The sequence below is a fragment of the Duganella phyllosphaerae genome (assembly GCF_001758785.1).
GTDB lineage: Bacteria > Pseudomonadota > Gammaproteobacteria > Burkholderiales > Burkholderiaceae_D > Rugamonas > Rugamonas phyllosphaerae.
Genome location: NZ_LROM01000061.1, coordinates 22296 through 34574, shown reverse-complemented (window position 1 = coordinate 34574; position 12279 = coordinate 22296). Strand labels below are relative to the sequence as shown.

9 protein-coding genes are annotated in these 12279 nt (G+C 64.6%); 2 read left to right on the top strand and 7 right to left on the bottom strand.

Features of this window, described 5'->3' with window-relative positions; genetic code table 11:
• Nucleotide 1: 1 nt before the first annotated feature.
• Entirely contained in the window at nt 2–1336 is a 1335-nt protein-coding gene (locus DUPY_RS06525; RefSeq protein WP_070247017.1) for a TolB family protein, read from the top strand.
• Here the strand turns inward: DUPY_RS06525 and DUPY_RS06520 are convergent.
• Nucleotides 1333–1965, bottom strand: a complete 633-nt coding sequence (locus tag DUPY_RS06520; protein WP_070247016.1) for a 3-keto-disaccharide hydrolase — start codon at nt 1963–1965, stop codon at nt 1333–1335. The genes DUPY_RS06525 and DUPY_RS06520 overlap by 4 nt on opposite strands.
• A gap of 15 nt (nt 1966–1980) precedes the next feature.
• Between DUPY_RS06520 and DUPY_RS06515 the strand changes: the two genes are divergently transcribed.
• On the top strand, nt 1981–2916 hold the full coding sequence (locus DUPY_RS06515) for an alpha/beta hydrolase (RefSeq protein ID WP_070247015.1): 936 nt from the start codon (nt 1981–1983) through the stop codon (nt 2914–2916).
• Here the strand turns inward: DUPY_RS06515 and rhaM are convergent.
• The 6 genes from rhaM to DUPY_RS06485 all read right to left on the bottom strand — a co-directional run bounded on the left by rhaM (nt 2904) and on the right by DUPY_RS06485 (nt 12171).
• Nucleotides 2904–3242, bottom strand: a complete 339-nt coding sequence (gene rhaM, locus DUPY_RS06510; RefSeq protein ID WP_070247014.1) for an L-rhamnose mutarotase — start codon at nt 3240–3242, stop codon at nt 2904–2906. The genes DUPY_RS06515 and rhaM overlap by 13 nt on opposite strands.
• Nucleotides 3239–4444 (bottom strand): glycoside hydrolase family 88/105 protein, encoded by a 1206-nt coding sequence (locus tag DUPY_RS06505; protein WP_070247013.1) that lies wholly within the window; start codon nt 4442–4444, stop codon nt 3239–3241. Before DUPY_RS06505 ends, rhaM begins: the two co-directional genes overlap by 4 nt.
• Nucleotides 4441–5877, bottom strand: coding sequence for a glycoside hydrolase family 28 protein (locus DUPY_RS06500; protein ID WP_070247012.1), 1437 nt, complete (start codon nt 5875–5877; stop codon nt 4441–4443). Before DUPY_RS06500 ends, DUPY_RS06505 begins: the two co-directional genes overlap by 4 nt.
• 7 nt (nt 5878–5884) lie before the next feature.
• On the bottom strand, nt 5885–8677 hold the full coding sequence (locus tag DUPY_RS06495) for a glycosyl hydrolase (RefSeq protein WP_229255257.1): 2793 nt from the start codon (nt 8675–8677) through the stop codon (nt 5885–5887).
• Between the two features lie 3 nt (nt 8678–8680).
• Nucleotides 8681–9976 (bottom strand): L-rhamnose catabolism isomerase, encoded by a 1296-nt coding sequence (rhaI, locus tag DUPY_RS06490; protein ID WP_070247011.1) that lies wholly within the window; start codon nt 9974–9976, stop codon nt 8681–8683.
• A gap of 98 nt (nt 9977–10074) precedes the next feature.
• Entirely contained in the window at nt 10075–12171 is a 2097-nt protein-coding gene (locus tag DUPY_RS06485) for a bifunctional rhamnulose-1-phosphate aldolase/short-chain dehydrogenase (protein WP_070247010.1), read from the bottom strand.
• Between the last annotated feature and the right edge of the window lie 108 nt (nt 12172–12279).

Below are 12279 nucleotides of genomic sequence, written 5' to 3'. Positions count from 1 at the left end.
GATGATTTCCAAATTACTTATTTGCGCAGCGCTGATCGCGTCCAGCGCCGCCCAGGCGCAGATCGGCACCCGTTTCCCGTCCGAGCGCAAGGTGGTCAAGGACCTGGTCACCGGCACCATGCTGACTTTTTTGACCAGCACGCCCAAGGGCGACTCCAAGATCTACCCTACCCACCCGCAGTGGACGTCGGACGGTAAATGGCTGGTATTCCGTTCGAACCGCGTCAAAGGCGAAGCGATGGCCGTCAACGAGGCCACCGGCGACCTGGTACAAGTGACCGAGGGCGGCTACATGGGCATGCTCAACCTGGCCCAGAAGTCGATGAAGCTGTACTTCATGCGCGCCACCGGCGACAGCAAGCGGGTGCAGATCGTCGAAGTGGACCTGGCCAGGCTGTTTGCCGACAGCGCTAGCGGCAAGCTGCAAAAGGCCGACGCCTACCAGCGCATCTGCGGCACCACCGACGCGCAGCTGGAAGCGGGCGGCGACATGGCGCTCGACGCCGACGAGGAATGGGCCTACTTCCGCACCGGCCCTGCATGGTCCGCCCAGCACCTGCCAGCGGGTACAAAGATCGAACCGGCATTCGGTCCACGCAAGATGGGCGCAGGTCCGAACGGCATCGCACGCCTGAACGTGCGCACCGGTGAGGTAAAACACGTGGTATCGGTACCGTTCCAGATCGGTCATATCCAGGCCAACCTGTACAATCCTGGCGAAATCGTGTTCTGCTGGGAGACCGGCGGCAAGTCGCCGCAGCGCACCTGGACCGTCAAGGCCGACGGCACCGGCCTGCGCCCGCTGTACCCGGAAGCGTCGTACGAATGGGTCACCCACGAAGCGGTGATCTCGAAAGATGAAGTGGCGATGGCGATCATGGGCCACCGTCCGATTCCCGGCGCCCAGGGCACCAGCGGCGTGGCCGCGCCGGCGACCGGCGTGTATGGCGCCAACCCGGGCCAGGATGACGGCTGGGGCGCGACCGGCACCCGCGAAAAGCCGACCGGCCTGGCGATCGTCAACCTGCGCACGCGCGAAATGGCCATCGCCGGCCAGACGCCGTCGGGCAGCGGCCTGTGGCACGTGCATGGTTCGTCGGACGGCAAATGGGCGGTCGGCGATGATTTCAGCCGCAGCGTCTATCTGATCGACCGCAAGACGCGCGAGATGATCATGCTCACCACCGGCCACAAGACCACGGCAGCCGATCACCCGCACCCGACCTTCAACAAGGAAGGCACCAGGATCCAGATCCAGTCGGCCATGCTGTCGGACGATAACCGGTCGATGAATATCGTGGTGGTGCCGGTGCCGGAAGCCTGGCTGAAACGCTAAGGCAATGCCATCAGAATCACGTTGCGCAGCTCGTACGGTGCGCCTTCGAGCTGGAATCCAATGCGGCCGGCGGCCGGCTTGACGCCGGTCACGCGGTTTTGCACCACGCCGTTGATCGACAGTTCCACCACGTCGTCACGGGCGACGATGTCGGCCACGTTCCACTGGCCGACCGCCAGTTCGCTGTCGGCCGCCATCTTGCCCTTGATGCGCGGTTCGGCGCCGGGGGCGCTGGTGAGCGGTTCCGCAAATGCCGCGCCGGCCATCGGCAGCAGGTCGCCGGCGCTGCCATGCTTGGTCTGCACTTGCAGGCTTAGCGGCCACACGCGGTCCATCGGGCCGTCGCTGATATGCAGCAGCACGCCGCCGTTCCCGGGCTTGCCGTTCCAGCGCCACTCGACATGCAAGGTATAGTTGGCGTAGCTTCTGGTGGTGGCGAGAAAACCGCCGGGCTGGCCGGTGGACGCGATCACGCCTTGCGGCAGTACACTGAACACCTGGTCCACGGTCGTGGCGGGCGTGGTCTTGAGTTCCCAGCCGTCGAAATTGCGGCCATTGAACAATGGCGCGGCGCTGCCAGACTGCATGGCCAACAGCACCAACGTCGCACCTAAAATCTTTTTGATCATTTTTATCGTCTCCCCATGAAAAAAACTCTGATTGCCCTATTACTGACATTGACAGTCGGCGCAGGCACGGCCCACGCCGACAGCAACGTGATGACCCTGTGGCCCGAAGGCGTACCTGGCGCCAAAGCGATCGGCCCGGAAAAAATCGGCGGCGGCTACAATTCCAACGTCACTGACGCCTCGCTCACCCGTATCGGCCCTGCCGTCGATCGGCCCAACGGCACCGCCGTCATTATCTGCCCCGGCGGCGGCTACGTGCGCATGTCTACCGCGCGCGAGGGCGAACAATACGGCAAGTGGCTCAGCACCCTGGGCGTGACCGCCTATGTGCTCAAGTACCGGATGCAGGAATACGGCCACCCTGCCCCGCTGCAGGACGTGCTGCGCGCGGTGCGCACCCTTCGTTCGCGCGCGGCGGAACTGGGCATCGATCCGGCGCGCATCGGCGTGATGGGCAGCTCAGCCGGCGGCCACCTGGCAGCGAGCGCCGGCACCCTGTTCGACCATCCGCTGGGCCGTACCGGCGCGCCGCTCGACGCCACCAGCGCCCGTCCGGACTTCCTGATGCTGATGTACCCGGTCATCACCATGAAGGACCCGGCGGCGCACGCCGGTTCGCGCAAGGCGCTGCTGGGCGCCAGTCCTGCGCCGGAATCCATCGCGCTGATGTCGCTGGAAAACCAGGTGACGTCCAACACCCCGCCCACGCTGCTGATCCACACCCAGGAAGACCAGGCCGTGCCGGTCGAAAACAGCATCCTGTTCTACCAGGCGCTCACCCGCGCCAAGGTGCCGGCCGAGATGTACCTGTTCGAACATGGCAGCCATGGCATGGGCATGCGCGACGGTCTCGGGACCACGTCGCTGTGGCCGCGCCGCGCCGAAGAATGGCTGCGCGAGCGCGGCCTGCTTACCCCCTCCAACGCGGTGGTAAAACCTCAGGCGAAGTAAAACACCTGCTGCAACGGCCACTCGGTTGGCCGGTTGCCCGGCTCCACTTCCATCAGTTCGGCCATGTAGTCCCACCAGCGCTTCATCACCGGCTGCTGCGGCAGGTCGGCGGTGGTGTGGTCGGGCGCGAGTTTCAGGACCGCGAACAGGTGCAGGGTTTCTTCGTCGAGGAAGATCGAGTAGTCGTAGATGCCGGCTTGCTTGAGCGCGGCAGCCAGGTCGGGCCACAGTTCGTCGTGGCGGCGCTTGTATTCTTCCACCATGCCCGGTTTGAGCTTCATGCGGAAGGCGCGCGTGGTGGGTGCGGTGGCTGTGGTCAATGTCATTGATCGTCCCTGGTCATTTTCTTGAGTTCGGCAGCGGCCAGCAGGAAGCCGCCCACGCCGTAGTTGTAGCTCGACGCCGGCAAGTAGTATGCCGGCTCGGCGCCGGTTTGCTGGATGCCGCCCAGGCGGCCGTCCGCGTAGATATTTTTCAGAATGCCGGCCCACGCCTTGGCGATCACCGGGCGATAGGTCGCGGCATCGAGGTAGCCGCGATTGACCCCGTACGCCATGCCGTACACGAACAGCGCCGAGCCGGAAATTTCCGGCAGCGGGTAGCTGGCCGGGTCGAGCAGGCCCGCGTGCCACAAGCCGTCCGCGCCTTGCAGCTGCGCCAGCCGTGCCGACATCTGCTGCAACTGCGTGATGTAGAACGGCTTTTTCGGATCGTTGTCGGGGATGAAGTCGATGGTGCGCGCCAGGCCACCCAGCACCCAGCCCTCGCCGCGCGACCAGAACACCTTCTTGCCATTGGCTTCGCGCTTGTCCTTGTAGCTGGCGTCGCGCGCGTACAGGTGTTCTTCCTGGTCGTACAGCTGGTCGTAGGTGGCCTGCCACTGGGTGTGGATGTAATCGAGGTAGCGGCGCTCGCCCGTGATCTGGTACATCTTGGCCCATACCGGCGGCGCCATGAACAGCGCGTCGCACCACCACCAGGGCAGACGGGCGTCGCCCGGTTTCATGGTTTTCAGGCCGATCAGCGTCTCCAGTTCGGCCCGGGTGGACGCGATGCGCGCCGGTGCAGGCTCAAGTTGGTATAACTCCAGGTAAGTCTGCGCCACGCTGATATTGTCGGCGTCCGGATACGGCGTGCGCAGCTTCCACGCGAACTTCTCGCTCATGGCCAGCATGGCGTCGCGGTATTTGGCATCGCCGGTGGCTTCGGACGCCGCCATGAAGCCGGAGTACAGCACGCTGGAAGTCCAGATGCGGTCGAAGTGCGGCGTGGTGCGCAGCAGCTGCCAGTCGGCCACTTTTCGCAGCGCCCGGTCGATGTCGGCCGGCCGCAGGGCCGGCGACAGGTCGGTTGCCAGCGGGCCGCCATCGACCGGCGCATCGCCGAAGTGGCGGCTGGTGTCCTTGTCCACGATGGCCTGCATGGCGGGCGTGGGCAGCGGATACGATGGCGACTGCGCCACGCTGGCGCAGCCACCCAGTGCTGCCAATGCGGCCAACATGGCCGCCAATACGGTTAGCCTGGTCACGATTTGTCCTGCTCTTCAAAGCTCTTCTCTTTGAGCGGCACTTCCGGTGGCCGTGGCTTGATCACCGTGCTGCCGGCCGGCAGGCCGCGCACGTCCGACGTGGTGAGCAAATGCACCGGCTCCTTGATGGCCAGTTTTACGTCCCGGAACTGCCAGTTGCTGGCGTCGAAAATGAAGCCGCCCTTTTGCGCTTCGATGTCGATGTTCTCGAAGCTGAAGCGGTTCAACGGCGCTTCCGGATAGCCGCTCACTTCGAACGCGGTGGTGGCGCCGGTGGCCTTGATATTCCAAATCTTGACGTCATGGAAGTGGGCCATGCCCTTTTCTCGCGGCACTGGCGTGGCCAGCACTTTCCAGTAGTCCGGGTGATCCTTGATGTCGTCCGGGATCCTGGCGTAGCTGTAGCTCGGGTTCCAGTTCATGGTGATGCGAATCGCCACCGGCGTGCCCTTCATGGTGAAGTCGTGCAGGCGCAGGTTGTCGCCGAAGCCGCCGCGCGTATGCGCCGACTTGAACAGGATCCCGACCGGCACCTTGTCCAGCACCGTGATGCCGTAGGCTTCCACGTTGCGGAAGCCGCCCGCGGTCTCGCTGCCGAAGGTGACGCCGGCGGCGCCCTCGCGGATGACGGAATTGCGGATCACGACGTTCTCGGTCGGACGCGCCACGCGCTGACCGTCCGAATCGCGGCCGGCCTTGAGGCACAGCGCATCGTCGTTGACCGAGATGTCGGCATTCTGCACCAGGATGTTTTTCGACGAGTCGATGTCGATGCCGTCGGTCGATGGACCGTGGCCGCCCTCGTTGTTACGGATGATCACACCGTCCACTGTCACATCGGTCGAGTAGCAGATATGCAGGGTCCAGAAGCCGGAGCGGCGCAGCAGCAGGCCACCACCCACCTTCACCTGCGACGAGTTGAAGACCTGGATCAGGCGCGGACGCTGGGCGTCGTAGTCCGAGGCCCAGCGCAGGCCGCGCGGCTCGTACGTCTTGCGCAGGGTCCAGTAGCTGTCCCAGAAGACCTTGCCGTCGCCGTCGATGGTGCCCTCGCCGGTAATGGCTGCGTTGGTTTGCTCGTAGATGTTGATCAGCGCAGCCGGCCAGCGCATCTCGATGCCGGCGATGCGGGTGGGCAGCACCGTGTAGTCGGAGATCTTTTGCGAGCCGAGGATGGTCACGCCCTTGTCCACCTGCAGCGTAACGCCGCTTTTGACAAAGATCGAGCCGCTCAGGTACGTGCCCGGCTTGAACGCCACCGTGCCACCATGCTTGGCCGCCGCGTCGATGGCGGCCTGGATTGCCCGGGTATCGAGCGTGACGCCATCGCCCCTGGCGCCGTAGCTCGACGGGCTGAAGGTCGCTGCGGCAGCCGATGTGCAAACCGCCAGCAGCGCAATGGCCGCCAGGTTGAACCACTTCTTGATAATCATGATGTCCTCACTTTTCGGGTTGGGTCAGCAGGCGCACGGCGCCCAGCATGCCCGATGGCTGTGGTGTGATCAGCTGCGTATCTTGCGGCACGAAACGCTGGGTGTAGCGGCCGGATAGCAGCCGGTAGTCGGGCCGCTCCTGCCCCGCCAGCGCATTGAGCGCCAGGTTGGCCACCTTCACTTCGATGCGGTTCACGCCCGGCGTCAGTGCGCCAGTCACGTCCACCGTGTAGGGCGGTCGCCAGACCGAACCGGCACGTTTTCCGTTGACGAATACTTCGGCCGCCTCCCGCACCGGGCTCTCGAGCATGGCGCGCATCCCGGCGGGGACCTTGGGTACAGCCTCCAGCGGCGTGCCCTGGCCGAAATCGAGCGTGACCGCTGCGTTGTTCAACTGCGCGGCGGTGAGCGTGACGTCGCGCGTATAGCTGGCGATGCCGGAAAAATAGCGGCGCGCCGGGTCGTCGGTCCAGGACCGCAGCTGCGGCATGGCCTGCGCCGCGCCGTCCGGGTAGCGCAACTGCCAGTCGCGCGCCAGGTCGGCCAGCACCGTCGGCGCTACCTGTGCCGGCTGCGACACCGTGCCGGCCGGTGCATCGCTCAACATCAGCACCCGCGATTCGTACGGCGCCAGGTCCAGCGTCACCGACGGCGATACGGCGGCAGTGCTGGTCTTGCCGTCATGCGGATTCCACCACGCCGCCGACTTGCGCAGCTGCCCCAATGTGGCCGTGGTGCGCACCGGCTTGTTGCTCGTATTGGCGATGAAGTAGATGTCGGCGTCGGCCAGCTTGCGCCGCACGAAACCGATATCGGCGGCGTTGGACGCCACCTTGAAGTCGGGCGTGAGCACCCGGCCCAGGACCGCGCCGACGTCGCCATCATCGGCGACCACGGTCACGGCCGGTTTGGCCGACAGCGCCTTCGATGCCGCCTGTACCTGCGCCGTGATGCGCACAGCATCGCGGTAGCCGGGCGCTTTGGACGGCAGTGCGCCGACGGCGATGATCTTGCCGCCCTGGCGCACGTACTCGTCCAGCCTGGCCAGCACCTCGGGCCACAAGCGCGTGACGTGCGGCAGCACCAGTACCGGGTGGTTCACACCCAGCGACAACACCGACTCCGCATCGACGTAATCGAGGTTGTGGCCGGCGTCGAGGATTTGCGTAGTCAGCTCGGGCGTGACGTAATGCTTCATGTGCTCGGACAGCGACACCTTGCCGGGCGTCATGGCCGCATAGGCGTCGTCATTGGGCAGCAGCACCGCTACCGTGTTGGCCGGCTGGCCCTGGCGCATCAGGTAGCTGGTGCGGGTCAGGTAGGCGTTCACGTCCGGCATCACGTTCCACCACGGCTGGTGGTTGTTGAACACGGCCGCCGCGTAGAACGAGTAACCCGGCTCGGTTACGCCGGGCGGCGTGTACGGCCAGCCGTGGCCCACGAACAGGTTCACGCCCTGCAGCAGCATGCGGTCCGCTTCCACCTTCATGTCCAGCGGCGTGGCGGCAAATGCCGGCGAATGCAGCCAGGTCCAGGTCTCGGCCGAGATCACCGGGCGTTGATACAGGTGCCCGGCAGACGTCGCCAGCCGGGTGAACGAAAATTCGCGGAACTGCGGGCCTTCGCCCTCGGGCAGTCCCACCAGCCGGTAGCTCGACAGCGACACGGCCGGTTCGCCATAGGTCTGCGAACGGAACTGCGTCTTGTGCCTGACGGCCCAGTCGTTGACCGGCGTCAGATAGCGTTCGTTGACCAGTTCCGTTTGCGTGAGCACCCAGTCGCGCCGCAGCGCCGGCGCGTCTGCACCCTGTCCGCTCGTCACCAGTGGCAGGTAAGGCGTCAGGTCGTAGCCACGGCGGCGCTGGAACTGCTGCAGGAAGTCGTCGGTCCAGTCGGTGTTATAGACCTCCAGGCTGTCCGAGAACACCGCTGTCGGTGGCTGGTCGCCAAAAGCTTTGAGCAGCGGCGTCGCCACCACGTCGAGGTGATGGTCGATAGCCTTGCGGCTCAGGTGGTCGAGCACGAAGCCTTCCGCACCGAGTGCTGCGCGCTTGACTTGCTGGCCGGTGCGGCTGGCGATATAGCTGACCACCACGCGGGGCTCCTTGCTGGCGGCAAGCGCGCCACGTCCCGGCGTGGTGGCCGTGAGGGCGCCGAGTTCCGTGCGTTTCAGCGCTGTAGCGTCGTACGCCTTGGCAGTACCTGCGCCGACGAAGCTGGCGATCAGTTTTTCACCGCTCATGATCGCGGGCAGCGCTACCGAGGCAGCGCCGGCAGGCAATTCGGCCACGTGCACGCGCAGGCGCGATGCTGCCTCGGTTATGGCCACGTGCGGGCCGCCGTAGGGCCAGCCGCTGGCCAGCGTCATGTCCACGCGCAGGCCGAGCGACCGCGCCGTGCGGTTGGCGTAGCTGACGTTGTCGAGGAATTCGGAAGAAAGATAGGGAGTGTTACGGATGCCGCGCGCGGGATCGTCGAGTTCCATCGGATACACCGGCTGAATCTCCACGCCGCCAAAACCGCCCGCCTTCATGGCTTGCAGTTCGCGTTCCAGCTGGGGTTTGACCACGGCCGGGCCAAACCACCACCAGCGCACCATCGGCCGCGCGTCGGCAGGCGGCGCTGCAAACTGCGCGGCGACGTCGGCGAGGCGGTTCGACAGTGTGGTTTGCTGCGCCGCAGCCGAACTGCTGGCCAGAGAAAAGGTAACAGCGCAGGCCAACGCCGCCGCTTGCGCGAACGGCGTCAGCTTACTGCGCAGGTGATCGCACCGGCGCAGTCCAACAGTGACGGGTGCCACCGTTTATACGATACCGCTGCTGCTGGCGCCAGCCTTGGCCGGGCGTGCTTCGGCCATCTGGTCGCGGTAACCCGAAGCGCGGTAGCAGGCCACCGGATCGATGGCGCCGCCGTTACGCAGGCGCGCCATGGCCAGGATGGACGAGACGTCGGTGCGGTACGCATGCTTGAGCGTTTGCGCCGATTGCAGCGCATCGTGCGATTCCTGGAAACCGCGCAGAGCAACGCGATCGACCAGGTTGGCCTGCACGAAGGCGCGTTGCACTTCCACGGCGCTGCTCATCAGGCTTTCGATCGGATCGGTGACGTTGTGCGACTGGTCCAGCATGTAGGCCGGATTGAAGCCCGCGCCTTCACGCTCGGCCGCATCGGCCAGTTCGTTGAAGACCAGGAACAGCTGGAACGGGTTGATGCTGCCCGAATCGAGGTCGTCGTCGCCGTACTTGCTGTCGTTGAAGTGGAAACCACCGAGCTTGCCGAACTGGGTCAGGCGCGCCACGATCATTTCGATATTGGTGTTCGGGGCATGGTGGCCCAGGTCGACCAGGCACTTGGCCTTGTCGCCCAGCGATTGCGCGCAGGCGAAGCTGGTGCCCCAGTCGGCGATGGTGGTGGCGTAGAACGCCGGCTCGAACAGTTTATGCTCGATCAGCATGTGCCAGTCGGCCGGCAGCGCGGCGTAGATTTCGCGCGCGCTTTCCAGGTAGCGTTCCAGCGCGCCGCGCAGGTTGTGCTGGCCCGGGAAGTTGGCGCCGTCGCCTACCCACACGGTCAGCGCTTTCGAGCCGAGCGCATTGCCCAATTCGATACATTCGACGTTGTGCGCAACCGCTTGCGCGCGGGTGGCGGCGCTGATGGCGGTCATGCTGCCGTACTTGTAGCTGTGTTCCTGGCCAACCTGGTCCTGGAAGGTGTTCGAATTGACGGCGTCGAAGTACAGGCCGTGGGCTTCGGCCTGCTGGCGCAGGGCCTGGGTGTCCGACACTTTGTCCCATGGGAAGTGCAGCGATACGCCAGGCGTGGCGCGGGTCAGCTGGTGGATCACGCCGCAGTCGTCGAGTTTTTCGAAGACGTTGCGTGGCTCGCCACGGCCGGGGAAGCGCGCGAAACGCGTGCCGCCGGTGCCGGCGCCCCAGCTGGGCAGCGCCACGGCGAACTTCTGCGCCTTGGCGGTCAGCTGCTCGATGTCCACGCCACGGCGCGACAACATGCCGGCCAGTGCGGCGTAGTCTTCTTCCAGGCCGCTGCGCAGCTTGTCGTTGTGTTCGGCCACGCGGCCGCTGTCGATAATGGTGCTCATGTGAGGGTCTCCTTCGTTTTTTTCTGGTGCCGCCGGCGCGTTCATCGCAAACCGGGCCGGCGGCATTTTATAGGTATTCGCGCTTGATCGCCGCTTGCTTAGCGCGTGAATGCGGCAGCGTTGCCGGCATCGACGTTGAGGATGTTACCGGTGCTCTTGGCCGACTTGGAGCTGGCCAGGAAGTACACGGCTTCCGCGATATCCTCTGGCAGTACGCTCAGCTTGAGCATGCTGCGGTCGCGGTAGAACGCTTCCACGTCGTCGGCTTCGATCTTGTTCGACTGCGCGCGTTCCTGCTTCCACTTGCCGTCCCAGATGCGCGAACCACGGATCACGGCATCGGGATTGACGACGTTGACGCGGATGCCGTGCGGTGCGCCTTCGAGGGCGATGCAGCGTGCCAGGTGGATTTCCGCAGCCTTGGCGGTGCAGTAGGCCGAAGCGCCGGCGGACGCCACCAGGCCGTTTTTCGACGCGACGAACACCATGCTGCCGCCCAGTTTCTGCTGCTTCATGATGCGGAACGCGGCGCGGCCGGCCAGGAAGTAGCCCTTGACCAGGATGTCCTGGTTGCGCTGCCAGATTTCGAGGGTGGTGTCTTCCAGCGGCGCCGACGAAGCGATACCGGCGTTCGAGATCAGCAGATCGATACCACCGAAACGCAGCGAGGTCGCGGCCAGGATGTTTTCCACTTCCTCTTCGCTGGTGATGTTGGCGACGATACTCTCGACGCTGTCCTTGCCGGCGGCCTTGGTCAGGTCATTCTTGGCCTGGGCCAAAGCTTCCGGATCGATATCGGTCAGCATCACGCATGCGCCTTCCTGCAGCAGCTGGCGGGCCACGGCCTGGCCGATGCCGCCGGCGCCACCGGTTACCAGGGCGATACGGCCAGCCAGGCTTTTCGGCTTGGGCATGCGCTGCAGCTTGGCTTCTTCGAGCAGCCAGTATTCGATGTCGAACGCTTCCTGTTCCGGCAGGCCGACGTAAGTGTCCACGCCATTGGCGCCGCGCATCACGTTGATCGCATTGACATAGAACTCGCCGGCGATCCGTGCGGTGGCCTTGTCCTTGGCGAACGACAGCATGCCCACGCCAGGAATCAGGTAGATGATCGGATTGGCGTCGCGCACGGCCGGGCTGTTATCGCGCTTGCAGCGGTCGTAGTAAGCGCGGTAGTCGGCGCGGTAGTCTTCCAGCGCCTGATCGAGGCTGGCGACCAGCTTGTCGAAGTCCGGGTTCAGCGGATCGAATTCGACCACGAATGGACGGATCTTGGTACGCAGGAAGTGGTCGGGGCACGAAGTGCCAAGCGCAGCGAGCGGTTTCAGGTCGCGGCTGCAAACGAATTCCAGCACGGTGGCGTTGTCGTTGAAGTCGCCCAGCTTGAATTCGTCGCGGCTGATTTTACCGCGCAGCAGTGGCATCAGCTTGGCGGCCAGTGCGGCGCGCTGTTCGGCTGGCAGCGCCTCGATGGCCTGGCCACCGAATGCCGGCTGTTTCGAGTTGGCGGCGATCCACTCTTCTGCGCGTTTGATGATTGCCAGCGTGGTTTCGTAGCACGACTTGGCGGTATCGCCCCAGGTGAACAGGCCGTGGCCTTCGAGGATGATGCCCTTCAGGGCCGGATTGGCTTTCGAGACTTCTTCCAGTTTCAGGCCCAGGTCGTAGCCTGGACGCTGCCAAGGCAGCCAACCGAGTTCGCCTTCGAAGATTTTTTGCGTCAGGGCCTTGCTGCTGGCGCAGGCGGCGATCGCGATCAGCGAATCGGGGTGCATGTGATCGACATGCTTGCGGTCGATGTAGGCGTGCAGCGGGGTGTCGATACTGGCGGCGCGCGGGTTCAGGTTGAACGTGCAGTGCGGCAGGTACGCCACCATTTCATCTTCGAGCGCCAGGCCGCGGTAGCGGCCCTTGAGCTCGTTCAGTTTGCTCATGTACAGGGTCGAGAAGCCGTCGAGCTTGATGCTGCCCAGGTCGCCGCCGGAGCCTTTCACCCACAGCACTTCCACTTGCTCGCCGCTGAGCGGATCTGCCATCATGACCTTGGCCGAGGTGTTGCCGCCGCCGAAGTTGGTGATGCGCAGATCGGACCCGAGCAAGTTGGAACGGTACAGCAGCAGCTCTGGCTCGCTCATTGTGGCTGCTGCGGCATCGTCCCACAGGGAAGTAATCGGGGCTTGCTGAGTTACATTCATTGCTGATCTCCGTCGTTGTTTGATTGGTATAGCGTGCTAAGTGTTGATTTCATGCCACTCTCGGGCACATGCAACCAGTAGAAATCAGCGCCGCAACAGTGTCAATGC